We start from the raw sequence: 18,514 nt of genomic DNA, 5'->3' as shown, positions 1-18,514 counted from the left end.
TTGGTCATTATCTCTTTTGGAAGGATTATTATTATGCATTTATGAAGCGATATTTTTTGTTGAGTCAATTTTGAATCAAATCATTGCTTTTAAGTGAGCCTAGGTTGAATGATGTTTTGATGCTGATATGGGAGGATTTGTACAGTGAAAAAATGGGTTTATAGTTTTGGAGATGGAAAGGCAGAAGGAAGTGCAAGTGAGCGTAACCTTCTCGGAGGTAAAGGGGCTAATTTGGCAGAAATGAGTAATCTTGGTTTGCCCGTACCACCCGGATTTACGCTGACAACAGAAGTTTGTAATTTTTATTATGCCCATGACAAATCATATCCAGAAGAGCTACAGGAATCTGTTAAGCAAGCACTAAAACGCGTTGGTGAACAAACAGGACGTGAATTTGGGAGTGAGAAAAAGCCACTTTTGCTGTCTGTTCGTTCAGGGGCTAGAGCTTCTATGCCAGGGATGATGGATACAGTTCTTAACCTTGGCATGAATGATGAGACTGTAAAAGCCATTGCTTTACAAGCTAATAATGAACGTTTTGCTTATGATAGTTATCGGCGTTTTATCCAAATGTATTCTAACGTTGTTTTGGGGTTAGATCATTCGTATTTTGAAGAGATTCTTGATGAAGCAAAAGTACGCAATGGTTACACTATTGATACAGAAATGACAGCAGATGATTGGAAGAATGTTATTATTTCTTATAAAGCCTATGTTGAAGAAAAATTAGGAACCCCTTTTCCACAAGATCCTGAACAGCAGTTATGGGGAGCAATTGGGGCCGTTTTTTCAAGTTGGATGACAGCACGTGCAGTTACTTATCGCCGTTTACATAGTATTCCGGAAAGTTGGGGAACGGCAGTTAATGTGCAAGCTATGGTTTTTGGCAACATGGGTGAAGATTCGGCAACCGGTGTTGCTTTTACACGCAATCCATCGACGGGGAAAAAAGAACTTTATGGTGAATTTTTAGTTAATGCGCAAGGGGAAGATGTTGTGGCGGGTATTCGAACGCCTCAAAATATTACAGAAAATGCACGTATTGTTGCTGGTTCAAATAGACCTTCGTTAGAAAAAATCATGCCTGAGGCTTTTTCGAAATTATGTCAGATTGCGCAGAAGCTTGAGCAGCATTATCGGGATATGCAAGATCTCGAATTTACCATTGAAAAAGGTAAATTATGGATGCTTCAGACTCGTTCAGGAAAACGTACGGCTCGTGCGGCTCTCAAGATGGCAATTGAAATGGTTGAGGAGGGGTTAATAAACCGTGAAGAGGCTGTGATGCGTATTGATGCAAAGTCGCTGGACCAACTTTTGCATCCAACACTTGATCCCAAAGCAGAACGTTTTGTTATAGGACGTGGTTTACCTGCTTCTCCTGGAGCTGCAACTGGTGAAATTGTTTTTACTTCAGAAGAGGCAGAAACTCTGTCGGCGGAAGGTCGTAAAGTTATTTTGGTCCGTGTAGAAACAAGCCCAGAAGATATTCATGGTATGCATGCTGCAGAGGGAATTTTAACAACGCGTGGCGGTATGACAAGTCACGCTGCTGTTGTTGCGCGGGGGATGGGAAAACCATGTATTTCTGGTGCTGGCAGTGTGCGGATTGATCATAACACAAATACGCTGTTTGCTTCAGGAGAAAGCTTTAAAAAAGGTGATATTATCACAATTGATGGTGGAAGTGGAGAAATTTTCAAAGGGAAAGTTGCAATGTTGCAACCTCAGCTTTGCGGAGACTTTGCAAAATTAATGGAATGGGCTGATGGGATGCGGCGTCTCAAAGTTCGCGCTAATGCTGATACACCATCTGATGCCCGTATGGGACGCTCTTTCGGGGCTGAGGGTATAGGTCTTTGCCGTACGGAGCATATGTTTTTTTCTGATGAACGTATTGTTGCCATGCGTGAAATGATTTTAAGTCATGATGAAAGAGGTCGTCGTAAAGCACTAGATAAGCTTTTGCCAATGCAGCGTTCAGATTTTGGTGAATTATTTGAAATTATGTGTGGTTTACCTGTTACTATCCGCTTGCTAGATCCACCATTACACGAATTTTTGCCTAAAACGAAAGCAGAAATTCTTGATGTTGCAACAGCTATGGGTGTTTCTGCTGAAGTGCTTGCTGAACGCGCCCAGCAGTTGCATGAATTTAATCCTATGCTTGGATTACGTGGATGCCGTTTAGCTATTACTTATCCTGAAATTGCAGAAATGCAAGCGCGGGCGATTTTTGAAGCAGCAGCAGAAGCTGCCCAAAAATCTGGATCTCCTGTTATACTTGAAATTATGGTGCCACTGGTTGCGCTTAAATCTGAACTTGATTTTGTAAAAGCGCGTATTGATCAGGTTGCTGAGGAAGTGATGAAAGAAAAGGGAGGCACTATTCAATATATAGTTGGGACGATGATTGAACTTCCAAGGGCAGCGCTTCGAGCAGATGAAATTGCTGAAACTGCTGAATTTTTTTCATTTGGAACAAACGATTTGACACAAACTACTTTTGGGATTTCCCGTGATGATGCTGCTCCTTTTTTGGCAACCTATTTTCAAAAAGGTCTTTTAGAGCAAGATCCTTTCGTGTCTATTGACCGTGATGGAGTAGGGGAACTTATTACCATTGCTGCACAGCGTGGACGCTCAAAGCGTGCAAAAATAAAATTGGGAATTTGCGGTGAACATGGAGGCGATCCTGCCTCTATTGCTTTATGCGAAGAAAATAACCTAGATTATGTTTCATGTTCTCCTTTTCGAGTACCAATTGCTCGTTTAGCAGCAGCCCAAGCCGCAATAGCAAAAAGGATATAATGGGTTAATATTTTTTGTTGTATAGTTATTACTGAAATAAATTGTTATATATTCTTTTATTTTCTGTAATAAAGAGAATAAAAATGCTTCTAAAATGCAAGATAAGTTATGTTACGTGAGAAAGTGTTTTTTTTAGAGGTTTATGAGAGAAAATATAAAGCAGGATAGACAAAGATGTATTATTAATACGCTTTATTGACGAACCTCTTGATAGAGAGAAACGTGTTATTGTGCAGTCAATTTACGCGGTTGCTTTTTATAGGGAATGAGCTCCTCACGCAAAATAGAACGCTCCAAACAAATGTATTTTTTTGCACATCATGCTGTTTTAGATAGACATCTCTTAGTGGATGCCCCATTTCACATTGACATTCGTGGAATGGGGATTATGTAAAATTCCCCGTAAGTTTATAAAAATCTTTCCAAACTATATAAACTCTACTATGCGCTACCATCTTTACATTTATGAAGGAATATCAAAATTATACAATATATTGATTTATAATGATAATTTTTTATTTCCTCTATTGGACGAAAGCTGTAAATATCATAAGATTTTCTCATTTCAACGTCTTTTATAATGAATCAATCAAAACCATGTTTTTTGCATGTTACAGGTGGGATGAGCGTCTGTGGGTAAAAAATAAAGCAAGGATATGCTTCTTATGAATCGTCTCAAGTATCAAGAGTTGTTACAAATTGAAGGTAGATACAGTGTGTAATGGTGCCGGCTTGCTTCTTCACAAGTGTAAAGATGATAGGCGCACATAGTGGGGGGCTGCTGTTATTATTCACGGGCGTTGTTGTGAAATGGGCTTGGGTGCTTTAAGAGATGTTTTTTAAGAAAGCCCGTAAATGGCAATCCAAGTATATTCCGTTTTGGACATTTTGTTTTACGTGAGGGGGCGTGAGCGCAAAAAGACACGTGATAAATAAAAGCATGAGGGAATAGGTGATCTCCCTTATCTTACAGCCATTGCTTTAGATGTCTTTGAAAGGCGTAAAGCTGAATTAAAAGGAAATGGCAAAGATGAAAACTGGTTTCTACCTTAAAATTTCATATTCTTCCCAAATTAGGCTGTCTCCCTGTTTTAAGAGATTATAGCAAACAGAGATGCGCAATATCCTTGTCTCCATTTGGCATATAAAAGCTATAACAGCTGAGAGAAATACTAAACTGTCTTAACATTTGTTTCAAACATACTGCTGCATTAGGTTTGGATGTTGATTTATAGGAAATACCAAAAGCACACGCTTTCTTAGGAAACAATGTCATAAAACACAAAACTTTCCAGCAATAGATTGGAGAGAAGTGCCGGTTTTTTTATCAGACACTTTGCAAAACAACAACCATAACACAACTAGCTTTACGTCTACTTATCCTTACAGGTGTTTACACAAATTCTTTGCGTCATATTTATAGAGATCAAATGGACGATAATATATGGACAATTCGGCGCTCGAGAATATGAAAGGTTTATGTGATACTATAAAAAATTCCGTGTCCTTTTATCATCAGAAGCAATAAAAATGCTAGAACAAACGCGTTTGCTATTTTGCAATATTTCTTTTTACTGCAATCAGTTATGTTTTTTTTTCAGCAAATTGTATGGTTCAACATGAAATGTGAAAGAAAGCCATTTTGGTTGATTGAATATAAGAGGGCTTGAGATGAAGGAATGTTTGAGGAGAGCATTAAACAAGCGAAAGATGAATTATCATTATAAATTAAGAGATTATTTTTATAGTGTAGATGATTAGCTTCAATTTAATAAACCAATTTCACGCATTTTCATTAAAATTGTGTGATTAATTTTACCGGTTACAGGAAGATCAAACATTTTTTGAAACTGTTTTAAGGCTTCTATCGTCTTTTGATCTTCTATTCCTGTGACAATAACCTCCTCATTCCCAAAAATGTGTAAAGCTTTTTGCACTTGTATAATATCTTCGACAGAAGGCTCTAAAATAGCTTCTTTTAAGTGTGTCATATTGTTTGTATTGTTTGTTTCTATTTCGCTCTGCTTAATTAATATCGCAATTTCATCTGTTGCGGGATCAGATAGAAAATTCTTTTGCATTCTCTGAGAAGTTTGCTGTTTCCATAAAGTGATGGCTCGGCGTGTTTTAGGTCCTTCCAGTCCATCTAATGGTCCATCATAAAGTCCTAATTTTGCTAGTTCTTTTTGCTTTTCCAGCATGCTTGCTGATTGAGGGGGTAAAGGTGAATTTGTGTGGTTATGACTTTGAGAATGTACAGAAGTTACACCAGAGAGTTCTAGTGATTTTTCTTCTTTTTCCGATAAAGTAGAGCCCTTACCTATACTTTGAACAGAGGAAAATTTCATTTGAGTTAAAATATTTTGATGCGTTGTCATTTGTGAAAATAAAGCATTAAATGAAATAAATAAAAAACTAATGCTAAAAAGAAGAGATCCAACAAAAAATAAAGTATTTTTTCGTGTATAGAAATAAAGAGTTTTTGTACTCCAAAAAACAAAATGAAAAATTATAAGAATAAGTGTTATAACAACACTACTATAGTATTTACGGTGTTTTACAGTTTTTTTTCGGGATTTCTTTCGTTTTGTTGTCATTACTTTTATTTTCAGTTGCCTTTATTCTTCACAAAGAAACGAATATAAATTAGGAAACGAATATGAATTAGTTTTTACTTTCAGCCAGAGAGAAGTGCATTAACATTATTGCTTTTTCCTTTCAAACTCCTAAAATGAGCAGTTTCATTATATCAATTTATAAGTTGATAAATCAACAAGAGTTCTTATCAATTTTTATTCATTTCATTTTTTACAAATCTTTAATATGTACAGAGAGAGCACCAAATGATTAGCATTCAAGATCATTTTGGTGTTTGCAAACTGTATTATCAACATATAAATATCTAAACAATAATGCCACGTTATTCTTCATTTTTGAGCATATGTTTGCCTATTGTATAAAATAAAATTGAAAATACTTGCCTATAACGCTAAAAGGACGGCAATAATTATCTATTCTTTATAATTTACATATAAATGATTACTTATCCATAAACGATTTGGTAAGAATAATTATCTCTTAATATGATTATATTTTGGTATAAGTTCCTTCTATTCAATAATTTTCATAAGTATCAATTAAATTGATGTTTACAATGTTATAGAAAAAACTTGTTTGAGATGTAATCATAAGAGATGCTGATCATTTTCATAACATTCCAGTAAAAATTTTATAGATAATATAAATATTTTATCGACACGAGAGTCAGAATAACAGAGTTTGACTCTTTTTAGCCTTTTCAACTAAGCTAAGATGGTGAACTATTATTTAAAATAAGTATGTACACAATATGGAAAAGAAATAGGACTCTGTGTTTAATTCTTATCTTATCGGTACACTTTTTTGTGAAATAAAAGGTTGCAAATGTAGGTTGTATCCCTTACCTCTTATGCACAATCGTGATTATATTTCGTATTTTTATCATAGTATGTTCATTAATATGATCAGCCTATGGGTGTATAATTTGGATGTTATTTTAGCGAATAGACAATGTATATTTTATACAGCGGGATTGTGCCATATTTATAAAAGAGCCAATGATATAGATCCAATAAATAAATACTCAACTTTATAAAAAGCACATTTTATAAAGTTTTTATAAAGAAACAGTTTATAAAATGCTTCTTTTATTGTATTTACCACTACGGTACATTGATTGCCCATGATACGTTTTTTAATCAAATTATCATTTTTTTTATTTTTTATTTTTGTCATTATTTCATTTTTTGTAGCAAATCCAAGCGGTAACCATTTTTCTGGTCCCAAAAATAATGAGACAATAACGAGCGATGTGATTACTGCTTTTAAGGAAGCTTTAAATGACTTAGGAGCATTTTGTGACCGTAATATAGAAACCTGCAAAGTAGGAAAATCCTTTTTAAGTTCACTTGGCGAACGCGCATATTACGGTGCAAGAGCAGCTTATGAATATCTAGGGAATATATTAGGGAACAAAAAATAATATCAGGGACTTCCCCTAATGTTTCTTGCAAAATCGAAAGACAATAGTTCTTACAAAACCATACAATGTTATCTTGAAATAAGGATTTTTAACGTTCTTCGCGTTATTTATGTTAGGAAAAATAAATATTTATTTTTATTAAGTGTATTTAAGAATGATTATTTCAAACGAAACAGGACTAAAATAATGGCGGAAACAATCGGTAATATTATAGAGAACTTTTCGCTTTTGGATAATTGGGAAGATCGTTATCGTTATGTCATTGAGCTTGGCCATGAATTGCCACCTTTTCCGGAAAGCGCTCGAAACGATGCTCACAAAGTTCCTGGTTGTGTTAGCCAAGTGTGGCTTTTATCTTCACGTAATAACTCAGAAGATCCAATATTGACGTTTCAAGGTGATTCCGATGCTCATATTGTACGTGGGCTCATTTATATACTTCTTGCTTTTTATTCAGGCAAAAAAGCTTCTGAAATTCGCAATTCCGATGCTCAAGAGCTCTTTGAAAAACTTGGTTTAAATGAAAATCTTACACCACAACGATCAAATGGTCTGAAATCAATGATTAAACGGATTCGTAACGAAAGCTATATGTAATCCCCTTGGTAGAAATTGCTATATATACAAAAGCTTCACACAAAACATATATACTATAATCAACTTTATACACGAAACCATTTTTTCGCAAAATAAGATTATTTAGTTTTTTTCCGTTTGCTTTTGCGTCCAAGACCCATTTCTTTGGCCAAAGCCGATCGTGTTTTTGCATAATTAGGCGCTACCATAGGATAAGAACTATCTAACTGCCATTTTTCACGATATTCCTCTGGCAACATTCCATAATGTGTCATGAGATGACGCTTTAGAGATTTAAACTTCTTTCCATCTTCAAGGCAAATGAGATAATCAGGAAATACTGAACGCTTTGGATTAACGGCAGGCCTTTGTTTTTCAACTTCGACTTCTGTTAACTCTAGATTCCCTGCTTTACGAAAAGCAGCATGGACATCAGCAATTAAACTTGGCACTTCAGTCGGTCGAATAGAATTATTACTCACGTAGGCAGCAACAATATCAGCAACCAATGTAATAACTAAATTGCTTTCAGTCTCTAAGACTGCACGATGTTCCATTCTTGTTTCCTTTAATTTAAAATTGAGTAATTCAAAATCGAGATATAGTGCATATACTCATGATATAAAGATCTCATGCACATGAGTTTCATATTGTACAAAAATCTTTTTTGTCAATTCAATTATTCTATAAAATTGCCAAAACACAAAAAAATCAAATAAATACCCATTTTTTGTCATAATATACAATAAGAAAAACGAAATTATTACATGCTAAAATATATTTTTATCCTATAACATATCATACATAATATATAATACATCACAACTATAAAAAAATATAGGATAAAATTTATTTAATTTTTTTTGAGAACGTAAAAATAAAATTACTAATTATAAAAATATAATATATAAATTATTATTTTTTGTTTTGAATACTTATAATTTAGTAAGTTTATATTTAATAGGTTTCAAATTTATTTTTATTATTTATATTTATAAAATTTAATAATAAAAAACACACTATATTATAAATATGACATAATGTCATTATTTATAATATAAAACTATTCATTAAAAGGACATAGGATATTTTTATTGTTTATACAGTAATAATAATACTTTATATATATTTATTCCTTTCTGTAAAATTATGCGATTATACTGTTTCAAAAAAAATCAATTCTTTTTCTCATAGTTTAATTGTTTTACCAGTCACTTTCATTATAAAAGTGGTATTATATCTTTAGAAAACAATAGCTGTGATATGTAATGAACAGAAAGGTATTAATTTTAAAAATTATCATGGCGCTATTTTTGCAAGTGAATAGAACTTATAGATTTTTACACTTGCATCAACAACTGTGATTCTAACATATAAACGAAGCTGTTAACATATTTTAATATAGGATTGTGTATGACTCGCACTTTTACAATTCCTCCCAAAGCATCCAGAATCACTCATAAGGAAATATATCATGGTATTTTTCGTGATGATCCCTATCATTGGCTACGTGCGTCTAACTGGCAAGATGTTTTTAAAGATCCTAACTGTCTAGATCCCAATATTCGACATTATCTTGAAAAAGAAAATGCTTATCAATCAGCTCAAATGGCTGATACAAAACCATTACGAGATTTGCTTTTTACCGAAATGAAAAACAGGATCCAAGAGAATGATAGTTCTGTCCCTATAAAACATGGTCCTTTTGCATACGGATTCTCTTATGTTACCGGAGGTCAACAACCACATTATTTTCGGACACCAAGGAATGGCGGAGAAAAAAACGTGTACCTTAATGGTGATGTCTTGGCAGAAGGCAAAGAATATTTCAAATTTGGTTCAGTTCAAGAATCTCCTGACCATACACACGTGGTATGGACCTATGATGACAAAGGATCAGAATTCTATACAGCTAAAATTCGTAATTTTGAGACATTGTCTGACTGTATGGACACAATTACTGATACATCTGGTCAAATTGTATGGGATGCTAGATCTGAAGGTTTTTTTTATACTAAGATGGATAAAAACCACCGACCTTCAGAGCTCTATTATCACCAATTAAACACAAATCAATCACAAGATAAGCTTATTTTTCGTGAAGATAATCCAGGTTTTTTCTTAGATGTAAGCGGTTCTAAGCTTAATGATGTTATTTATATTAATATTCATGATCATGAAACATCCGAGATCTGGTTAATTCCTGCTGAGGCGCCTTTTACTATTCCCCAATGTGTACGGAAACGACAAAAAGGTATTGAATATTCACTTACAGAAGGCGGTGATGTCTTTTATATTCTGACCAATTTAGATAATGCAAAAGATTTCAAAATTATGGTAGCGCCATATACATCTCCACAATCAGAAAATTGGTCTGAGTTTGTCCCACATCAGCTTGGGTGCCTCATATTATCCCATGATGCTTATCAAGATTTTCTTGTCTGGATCGAACGTTTTGAGGGGCTTCCACGTATAAAAGTAATGGAACGTACCACTAAACAAGTTAATTCCATTGCTTTTACTGAAGAGGCTTATTCTTTAGGTCTACAAGGGGCTGCAGAATATAACAGTCCAACTATTCGTTTTTCCTATTCGTCTATGACAACACCTGATCAAGTGTTTGATTATGAGATGAAAAGTTGTAAACGAATGCTTTTAAAAACGCAAATAATTCCCTCTGGGCATAATAAAGATGCGTATGTAACACGACGTATTACAGCAATAGCAGATGATGGGGAGAAGATTCCTATTTCACTTTTTTATCACAAAAACACTTCCCTTGATGGTAGTGCGCCTTGTCTGCTTTACGGTTATGGTGCTTATGGGATCTCTATTCCTGCCAGTTTCAATAGTAATGTACTTTCTCTAGTAAACAGAGGTTTTATTTACGCGATTGCTCATATTCGCGGAGGAAAAGAAAAGGGAGTAGAATGGTATGAGAAAGGAAAACATCTCTTTAAGCACAATACATTTACAGATTTTATTGCTTGTGGGCGTTATCTTGTAAAAAATAAATTCACTTCTCACGACCGGCTGATTGCTCATGGTGGTTCAGCAGGGGGGATGTTGATGGGAGCCATTGCCAATATAGCTCCACAGGATTTTGCTGGAATCGTAGCGAATGTGCCTTTTGTTGATGTCTTAGCAACAATGTTAGATGCTTCATTGCCACTCACACCTCCAGAATGGGCCGAATGGGGGAATCCTCTTGAATCAGAAGAAGATTATAAGCTTATTGCTTCCTATTCTCCCTACGATAATGTCAAAGCTCAAAACTATCCCCCTATACTTGTGATGGCAGGATTAACAGATCCTCGTGTGACTTACTGGGAGCCTGCAAAATGGGTGGCAAAACTACGAGACCTAAAAACAGACGATAATGCAATTTTATTACGTATTAATATGGATTCAGGGCACGCTGGTGCAGCTGGACGTTTTTCAAAGCTAGAAGAAGCTGCCTACATTTATGCATATATTCTAAAGATAGCAGGAAAAGACTTTTGCTAATCCATAATATCTCTGTATGAAAGTCTCCGATAATTTATTGGATTATAGGGACTTTCATACACTAAAAAATTATCTAGATAGCTTAAAGTTCACATTCTTCATAAAGTTTCAAAACATAGTCCCAATTAATTAAATGGTCTACAAAGGATTCGAGGTACTTCGGTCGAGTATTGCGATAATCAATGTAATAGGAATGTTCCCACACATCGACACCCAAAATAGGTCGAGCATTGTGAATTAAGGGATTTTCGCCATTAGGCGTTTTCATAATTTCAAGCTTGCCGTCTTTAACAGCAACCCACGCCCATCCAGAACCAAATTGGGCACTAGCAGCAGCAATAAAATCAGCGCGGAATTTGTCGTAACCACCTAGATCAGCGTCAATAGCTTTTGCTAACTTTTCAGGAAGTTTTTGGCCACCACCATCTTTTTTCATCCAAAGCCAAAAGTGGTTATGATTGTAATACTGTGCTGCATTATTAAACAAACCAATATTTTTTCCAAAACTTTTTTTAACAATATCTTCAAGGCTTTCATTTTCTAAGCCTAACTCTTTCACAAAATTATTGGTGTTGTTAAGATAAGCGAGGTGATGCTTATCATGATGATATTCAAGCGTTTCGCGTGACATATAAGGTGAAAGGGCATCGTAATCATAAGGCAACGGGGGCAATTCAAAAGCCATTTAAAAATCTCCTCGATTCTAATTGTTAAGCTTATTTCATAAGTCTAATTTGCCATTTACCGAATTTAAAAGCAAATGTTGAATACCTATTTGTATGAAATTAATTTTAATGTCTCTCTTTTTGTAAAAGAGGCTTTTAGGAAATGCATGCTCATCAATCCAAAAGGGCATTAGTCTATATAAAGATTTCTTCTGAAGATTTTTTACATCTATGAATGGGTAAAAAATATCATTATCTTTTGAATAAAAAGTAAATGGAAACAGCTATTATTTCTTGTTTTTAATTTTTGCAAAACTCTTCTAACCTATAGGTGTATCATAGTGTTTTCAACAGAATATTAAATGTTATTTTTCAATGTACTTGATTTCATTTTATGGCGCTACCCATGGATAATATAATGTAAAAGCCAGTGGATATTACCATCTTTACGCTTAATAAAAGAGCACAGCAGCACTAATACACACTGTACCGGTCCCCAATGGTGACAGCTTTTATCTTAGTTAAGCAAGATGAGATTTTAGTATATCAAGAAAAGTAAATCATATGCAAATTTATTAGATACATGAGTAAACTAAAAGATTTTCTGTTCCTAGGACATCAATACAAAGAGCAAAATAATTGGTGGATAAATAGTTTCTACTTGTGTTAAAAGCACAACCGTATATCAGTTTCTGCTACGAATTTGTATCGATGCAATGTCATACAAGACTCAGAAATTTTATGATAAAAAAGTAAGGTCTTTGATTTTCAGATATTGCGTCCAATCACAGGAATCGCTATAAGGTGCAAGAATCGCTATAAAGCGTGTTTTTTGGGGTATAGCCAAGCGGTAAGGCACCGGTTTTTGGTACCGGCATTCCCTGGTTCGAATCCAGGTACCCCAGCCAATATTTAATTAAATCAATAGGTTATATAAAAGTTCGGGAATTTTGATTCCGTTGATTCTTTTAACTTATTTTCCACCTATCCCTAACTTTTTTATAGCTTATACTCAATCGTTTTATCTAGATAACTGGATTTGCTAGCAGGGCGCTTGACTCTTATTTTTAATGATCGTATAGCTATGGTATACGATAAGGGGCGATAATGGCAATTGTGAGTTTCAAACATAAGGGCTTAAAATTATTTTATACAACAGGTTCCACAAAAGCTATTCGACCAGATCACGTGAAAAAGTTACGCGTTATCTTGACAGCTTTAACAAGTGCTACGTCACCTGAAATGTTGAAAGCACCTGCCTTTAAAATGCACCCTCTTAAAGGTGAACTTACAGGATACTATTCTATATGGGTGAATGGAAATTGGCGTGTTACTTTTCGCTTTATAGGAACAGATGTGGAGCTTGTTGATTATCAAGATTACCATTGATGAAAGGAACGAAAACAAATGATGCATAACCCCGCACATCCGGGCGAAGTTCTAAAAGTAGCTTTCTTAGAAGAAATGGGGATAACAATACAAAAGTTAGCTGATCATCTTCATATGACAAGAGCTTCTCTATCAAGAGTGATTAACGGACATGCTTCTATGAGTACCGAACTTGCAGTGAAATTAGAACTAGCTGGTTTTAGTAAAGCAAAATTTTGGCTGGATATGCAAACGAATTATAATTTATGGCAAACAATGCAACAGACACAACCACCTATTTCTCCTCTGGTTTCTGATGCACCTCAAACGCCGCATTAATTTCATTCATAATTTTGACGGGGCTTTGTTTTTTTTTAGCAGCCACCCATTGTCCTAACTTTTTTGAAGTTTTTTGATTGCTTCTATTGCAAGTCGTTTTCTGTCGGCTGTTTTGGTATAAAGGGATGCCATGTTATCTTCTGTCCAGCCAAAAAGCGCTTTCATTTGCGAAACTGTCGCACCTGCATTTGCTGCACGTGTTGCTGCTAATTTTCGCAATCCATGCGCTGATTTTTTAATACCTGCTGCATTACAAGCTTTACGAAACAGATTACCAAAACTTTCTTTGGTCAGTTTTTTACCTTCTTTACCGCAAATAAATGTTTCATCTCCAATAGGACCAATTTTAAGTGTTTCTGCGAGTTCTGGCAAAATCGGGAGAAAAACATCTGTTTTAAATTGGCTCTTTTCTGTTTTTAAATGAATAATATTATCTGTTGTGATATCTTTCCAGCCGATACGAACGGCATCACCACGACGTAAACCTGTATACAAAAGGACGTCAATCCAGACGCGTTCATGTGTACCATGTGACCAACGGTGATAATATTTATCTATGTCTTCTTCTAACCATGGTATGAATCCTTCTGCGTTAAAGGATTTTGGTGGCTTTATATTAAAAGCAGGATTTCTATTCAAAAGATCATTATCAACTGCCCAATTAAAAAGACCATTTAAAGCCGTTAAAAAATGTCTTGCCGCTGCGGGAGTCTCGCGTCTTCTTTCTACTGCGTCAAGAATGTGTTGTTTGTTTATGCTTTTATAGGCGCGATCACCAATATGTTTAGAAACATTATTCAGAATTCGATATTTAACTTTTTTCGTGGATTCTGATTGATTATGCCATTGCATGCTTTGTAAATACTGATGCAATAACCAATCGAAAGACCCTTCTGTAAGTCTGGTACGCCTCTTTGTTTTGGAGGAGCCATTTTGTGCTTGCTTAATGGCAATCGTATAATTGTCAACAAACTCTTGCGTTCCATAGGTTCCTTCAATCCGAAACCGTGGTCCATGACCAATACGTACATACCATATAATTTTACCATGGCGTGTACGTTCACGAACAAGATGCGGTGGACGGCGTTTTGGCATGGCTAAAACTTTATACCGTCGACAGAGGGGCAGCTTTTGCTGGTCTCGTAGTCTTCTTTTTCATTTTCAAGCGGTGGAAAATCGTCAATGCTATAAGTATTATCTGTCGTTGTTGGTGTTATGGTTTTATTGATATGAATTAATAATTCCCCTGTAGGTTTGATTTCTATGAGTTCACATCCTTGTTTTTTAGCTTCTCTTAAAGCACGAGCAATAGCTGGTTGCGTGATAGTAGGTGGGCGGTGTGGCATGTTTATTCCCCTTCATTTTAGATGTAATTCACTCGTGGCGTGAATCACGCTGGTGTTAAAATTTTGTTTGTGTGGCTAGAAACGGCTTATAGAGACACTATAAGATTAGTCGTTCGTATTTCTTTTCCATGGTTTATTGCCTCTCGCCCGTTGTGATGATTTCATCATTGATGATCTCTGCGTTTCCATGAATAAATGCATAACCATAGATTTTGGCATTTCCCCCAACTTTTGCTCTGATGGAAATCAATGGACTGTCATAAATTTTAGCATTCCCATAAATTTTAGCTTTTCCACTAATAAATGCACCACCGGAAACTTGTGCATTCTCGTAGATTTGTGCACTGGCAAAAACACGAGCATGTCCAAAAATCTGCGCATTGCCAAAAATATTAGTTTCTCCGGTAACAGATGCACTACCAAAAACACATGCATTTTCGTAAATATCAGCAATGTTATCAATATAAGCATCACCAAAAACCTTGGCTTTGTCATAAACTCTTGCATGACCATCCACACGAGCGTTTCCATAAACATGTGCATCACCAAAAATCTTGGCATAACCATAGACTTTTGCATCATCACCTACCCAGCAATTGCCATCATGACTTAGATTGTCTTCTTTTTGTATAAAACCGCCTAGGTCGTCTGCTTTAACATCATCAAAATCCCTTAAAGCACGAATTCGGTGAAGAGTTTTGCGCCCAATGTCTATTGTTTCATCAGTCAGTTCGTATTTTCTCATTTGGTTTGTTCTCTAGTTGAGATTCTTCTATCGCCATCAATCCAGTCGTCCCAACATACACATGCTTCACCGTAAATTTTTGCATGACCGTAAACATGCGCATTGCCGTAAACATGGGCATTGCCGTAAACACGCGCCCTATCGTAAATGTATGCCTCACCGTAAACTTGTGCATTGCCATAAACTTCTGCATTATCAAAAACGTGCGGTTCACCGCAAATATATGCATCACCGTAAACTTCTGCATGACCGTAAATGCATGGTTCATCGAAAACTTCTGCTTTGCCATAAATACGAGAATTGTCGTAAACATGTGCATAACCGTAAACTTGTGCATTTTCGTAAACCTTAGCATCATCATAAACCTTGGCATAACCCCCAATCCAGCAATTACCATGATGCGATAGGTTGTCTTCTTTCTCGATATAGCCGCCAAGATCACCTTTCTTGACGTCCCCCAAATCTCTCAATGCACGAATGCGGTGGAGAGTTTTGCCATCAACTTCGATTGTTTCGTCAGTAATTTCATATTTCTTTTCCATGGTTTATTTCCTTGATTTGCGTACAGTCTACCCGTAGCGTGAAGCACGCATGTGTTGAAAGTTGTTAGGAAAGGGCGGGGGTGCTGGGAGGAGAGAGCACCCCCATAGGTTTAAGCGGCTTTTGCCAAAATCTTTTGCATCTCTTGTTCTATTTCCCCTAAAAAGATTTCGACCGCTTTATTAATCTCTTCAATGTGTTTTTCATCACGGTTGACGCGTTTGATTTTCATTCTCAAACCAGTAGATCTGCCTACAAAGTTTGGATTATAGCTAATGAAATCACACCATTTGCGTCCTGTACATGCCATTTGGAATTGCATTTGTGCGATATATTCAGGCTTGATTTCGTCATATATAAAGAAGCGCAAATGCGTGGTTGATTGTGGGCATTTAACCTCTACTAAACCGTTCTCACCAATAAGCCCATCAGGACTTGCACCAGCCATTTGGATTATAGGATGTTGGACAAATCCACACCTTGTGACTTCTGCGTCATAAATGAATTCATATTCTCTTAAGGCATTCTCTTCATGTTCAATGCCCCATTGCATAGCAGGTGTTGTATAAGATTGGCTTATTTCCTCTGTTAAGCGCTCTGTCATAAGCTTTATTTTGTACTCCTCATATTTGCTTGTAGGCGTTCCCTTTGCTGTTTTACTGAGTATGTTGTAAACGTTTGAAGCAGTGACTTTACCTAAACGGGCTTGAAACCACTCTGCTGTTCTTTGTTCCATTTCACAACGCCTTTTGTTGCTCTTGTTGTGCTTTATTCATTTGCGAGCGTTGCTTTTTTTTCAAAGCAAACAAAACGGTTTGAGCTTGTTTATAAGACATCTGCGTGAGATTTTTTACGCCTATAAAAGAAAGAATATCGCTTTCCTTTGCTTGTGTCTGTTCTATTAATTCTCTGATCTCATTCATTTGTTCCGGTGTAACACCTGCTATGAGCGTGTTGCCATCAGTATCATCTTCATCACTGGTCACATTAAGAAGCATGCCTAAAAGATATCTGCGTGCATAAGTAATCGTGGAACCAACAGATTGAATGTTATTTTTACTGCCTTGACCATCAATCGGGAATGTTCCTTCTGTTGAGATTTGATTGCTAGAGGGATGAGATAGAGTTATTTCTATGGTAACGTTTGTTGTGGTTTGACTTTTAATACGATAAAACAAAGCGAAGTGGTATGTTGCAAGAGTATCCTTTACTGCGTCAATATACTGATCAAGCGTTGCATATGTACTCTTGGTATGGGTATTAATAGAGTTTTTTTGGATTTTTTGATATTTGATTTGCATAGCGGAAAGATCAGAGACGAAACTTTGATAATTTTGTCGTTCTATTTCTTTTTCTCGTAATGTGATAAGGCGCTCTAAGCGGTCCATATCAACGTCATTTTCTAAGGCTCTGTTTAAAATGCGATCCATAGCTGTTTGTTTGACTTCGCAATCGTTTCTTTTTTCCACTAATTCCGTTTGTGTGGTAGTTAGTTCACTCATCTTGATTTCCTCCTATTTGAGCGCAATTCTCCCGTGGCGTGAATCACGCTGGTGTTAAAATCTTTGTTTTTGTTGCTAGAAACGGCTTATGTAGCTTATATCGCTTGCTGAATAGTCACTTTCGTAGATGATTGAATTGCGTCCACGAATTTCAAGATTACCAGAAATATTTACATTATCAAAAATATATACTCCATCTAGAATTTTCATATTTCCGGAAATGTGTGCTTTATCACTTATATAAGCATCTCCATAGACACGGGCATTGCCATAAACATGGCCCAAAACTCGAGCCTCACCATAAATTTGTGCATTGCCGTAAATTTGCGCATCATATTCAACATATGCTTCACCACAAACTTTTGCATTTTCATAAACATGCGCCCTGCCTGTAATTTTTGCGCGTTCAAATACTTGTGCATTGCCGAAAATCTTAGCGTCACCATAAACCATAGCTTTATGCCAAACCCAACAATCGCCTTCATGCGATAGGTTGTCTTCTTTTTGTATATAGCCGCCTAAGTAACCTTTTTTAATATTTCTAAAATCTCTTAATGCACGTATGCGATAAAGTTTTTTACTTTTATCGGCTCTTGCATCATAAAATTCTTTTATTTCATCAGTCAGTTCGTATTTCTTTTCCATGGTTTATTGCCCCCTACCTTAAGATAGCATCACTTCCATAAAATGCTGTTTTGCCAGCTACTATGGCATTACCACCAACTTTTGCGTTATTATAAACTTCGGCATCATCATAAACCTTAGCATTTTCATAAACCTTAGCATTTTCATAAACTTTGGCATTTTCATAAACCCATGCCTCACCACCAACCCAGCAATTGTCATCATGGCTAAGATTTCTTTCACTCTCTACCCAGCCACCAAGATCACCTTTTTTAACATCTCCAAAGTCTTTTAATGCACGGATACGGTAAAGCGTTATTCTATCAACTTTAATTGTCTCATCAGTCAATTCGTATTTCTTTTTTATCATAATAACCTCCTCTTAATGCATGCTTTGTCTTTTAAGCTCTTGAGACAGCACACCAATTCCTTTTGCTGTGATTTTTGCGCAAGGAATGACTTTTTCTATT

The 18,514-nt window shown here is 35.8% G+C and carries 16 protein-coding genes, 1 tRNA gene and 1 pseudogene; 7 read left to right on the top strand and 11 right to left on the bottom strand.

Annotation, left to right across the window (positions count from 1 at the left end):
- Positions 1-144: 144 nt before the first annotated feature.
- Entirely contained in the window at positions 145-2,811 is a 2,667-nt protein-coding gene (gene ppdK / locus ACFIK6_RS04245; RefSeq protein ID WP_375677406.1) for a pyruvate, phosphate dikinase, read from the top strand.
- Positions 2,812-4,574: 1,763 nt separating this feature from the next.
- Here ppdK and ACFIK6_RS04240 read toward each other — a convergent pair.
- A complete protein-coding gene (locus ACFIK6_RS04240; RefSeq protein ID WP_375641970.1) occupies positions 4,575-5,408 on the bottom strand; it encodes a peptidoglycan-binding domain-containing protein in 834 nt (277 codons plus the stop codon).
- A 1,124-nt stretch (positions 5,409-6,532) separates the two neighbouring features.
- On the opposite strand from ACFIK6_RS04240, the pseudogene ACFIK6_RS04235 reads away from it, so the two are divergent.
- Together ACFIK6_RS04235 and ACFIK6_RS04230 are read left to right on the top strand one after the other, a co-directional pair.
- Positions 6,533-6,879 (top strand): annotated as a pseudogene (locus tag ACFIK6_RS04235) (DUF5330 domain-containing protein).
- A gap of 139 nt (positions 6,880-7,018) precedes the next feature.
- A complete protein-coding gene (locus tag ACFIK6_RS04230; RefSeq protein ID WP_375641971.1) occupies positions 7,019-7,429 on the top strand; it encodes a SufE family protein in 411 nt (136 codons plus the stop codon).
- 98 nt (positions 7,430-7,527) lie between these two features.
- Here ACFIK6_RS04230 and ACFIK6_RS04225 read toward each other — a convergent pair whose 3' ends face one another.
- Positions 7,528-7,965 carry a MucR family transcriptional regulator gene (locus ACFIK6_RS04225; protein ID WP_012754848.1) on the bottom strand — a complete coding sequence of 146 codons (438 nt, stop codon included), beginning with the start codon at positions 7,963-7,965 and terminating at the stop codon, positions 7,528-7,530.
- 856 nt (positions 7,966-8,821) lie between these two features.
- Here ACFIK6_RS04225 and ACFIK6_RS04220 point away from each other — a divergent pair.
- Positions 8,822-10,915, top strand: a complete 2,094-nt coding sequence (locus tag ACFIK6_RS04220) for a S9 family peptidase (protein WP_375641972.1) — start codon at positions 8,822-8,824, stop codon at positions 10,913-10,915.
- Positions 10,916-10,997: 82 nt separating this feature from the next.
- Here the strand turns inward: ACFIK6_RS04220 and ACFIK6_RS04215 are convergent, their stop codons facing one another.
- The gene (locus ACFIK6_RS04215; RefSeq protein ID WP_375625105.1) at positions 10,998-11,600 is read right to left on the bottom strand and encodes a superoxide dismutase; all 603 of its coding nucleotides are present in this window, start codon (positions 11,598-11,600) and stop codon (positions 10,998-11,000) included.
- Between the two features lie 813 nt (positions 11,601-12,413).
- Here ACFIK6_RS04215 and ACFIK6_RS04210 point away from each other — a divergent pair.
- The 3 genes from ACFIK6_RS04210 to ACFIK6_RS04200 all read left to right on the top strand — a co-directional run bounded on the left by ACFIK6_RS04210 (position 12,414) and on the right by ACFIK6_RS04200 (position 13,287).
- Positions 12,414-12,488: transfer RNA gene (locus ACFIK6_RS04210), tRNA-Gln, on the top strand.
- 199 nt (positions 12,489-12,687) lie between these two features.
- Positions 12,688-12,969, top strand: coding sequence for a type II toxin-antitoxin system RelE/ParE family toxin (locus tag ACFIK6_RS04205; RefSeq protein ID WP_375641973.1), 282 nt, complete (start codon positions 12,688-12,690; stop codon positions 12,967-12,969).
- Between the two features lie 18 nt (positions 12,970-12,987).
- Complete coding sequence (locus tag ACFIK6_RS04200; protein ID WP_330168901.1) at positions 12,988-13,287, top strand: HigA family addiction module antitoxin; 300 nt, start codon at positions 12,988-12,990, stop codon at positions 13,285-13,287.
- Between the two features lie 54 nt (positions 13,288-13,341).
- Here the strand turns inward: ACFIK6_RS04200 and ACFIK6_RS04195 are convergent, their stop codons facing one another.
- The 8 genes from ACFIK6_RS04195 to ACFIK6_RS04160 form a co-directional block, all read right to left on the bottom strand.
- Positions 13,342-14,382, bottom strand: coding sequence for a tyrosine-type recombinase/integrase (locus ACFIK6_RS04195; RefSeq protein WP_375641974.1), 1,041 nt, complete (start codon positions 14,380-14,382; stop codon positions 13,342-13,344).
- A gap of 2 nt (positions 14,383-14,384) precedes the next feature.
- On the bottom strand, positions 14,385-14,633 hold the full coding sequence (locus ACFIK6_RS04190) for a hypothetical protein (protein WP_273724609.1): 249 nt from the start codon (positions 14,631-14,633) through the stop codon (positions 14,385-14,387).
- A 133-nt stretch (positions 14,634-14,766) separates the two neighbouring features.
- Positions 14,767-15,378 carry a hypothetical protein gene (locus ACFIK6_RS04185; protein ID WP_273783639.1) on the bottom strand — a complete coding sequence of 204 codons (612 nt, stop codon included), beginning with the start codon at positions 15,376-15,378 and terminating at the stop codon, positions 14,767-14,769.
- The gene (locus tag ACFIK6_RS04180) at positions 15,375-15,920 is read right to left on the bottom strand and encodes a hypothetical protein (protein ID WP_375641975.1); all 546 of its coding nucleotides are present in this window, start codon (positions 15,918-15,920) and stop codon (positions 15,375-15,377) included. The genes ACFIK6_RS04185 and ACFIK6_RS04180 overlap by 4 nt, the downstream gene beginning before the upstream one ends.
- A 110-nt stretch (positions 15,921-16,030) precedes the next feature.
- Entirely contained in the window at positions 16,031-16,654 is a 624-nt protein-coding gene (locus ACFIK6_RS04175) for a lambda exonuclease family protein (protein WP_375641976.1), read from the bottom strand.
- 1 nt (position 16,655) lies between these two features.
- Complete coding sequence (locus ACFIK6_RS04170) at positions 16,656-17,420, bottom strand: ERF family protein (protein WP_375641977.1); 765 nt, start codon at positions 17,418-17,420, stop codon at positions 16,656-16,658.
- 75 nt (positions 17,421-17,495) lie between these two features.
- Entirely contained in the window at positions 17,496-18,065 is a 570-nt protein-coding gene (locus ACFIK6_RS04165) for a hypothetical protein (RefSeq protein WP_375641978.1), read from the bottom strand.
- A gap of 13 nt (positions 18,066-18,078) precedes the next feature.
- Positions 18,079-18,414, bottom strand: a complete 336-nt coding sequence (locus ACFIK6_RS04160) for a hypothetical protein (protein ID WP_375641979.1) — start codon at positions 18,412-18,414, stop codon at positions 18,079-18,081.
- Positions 18,415-18,514 lie beyond the last annotated feature (100 nt).

Origin of the sequence: Bartonella sp. AS69XJJH, from assembly GCF_042195585.1 — a bacterium.
Classification (GTDB): domain Bacteria; phylum Pseudomonadota; class Alphaproteobacteria; order Rhizobiales; family Rhizobiaceae; genus Bartonella.
This window is presented reverse-complemented; position numbering and strand designations above follow the sequence as displayed.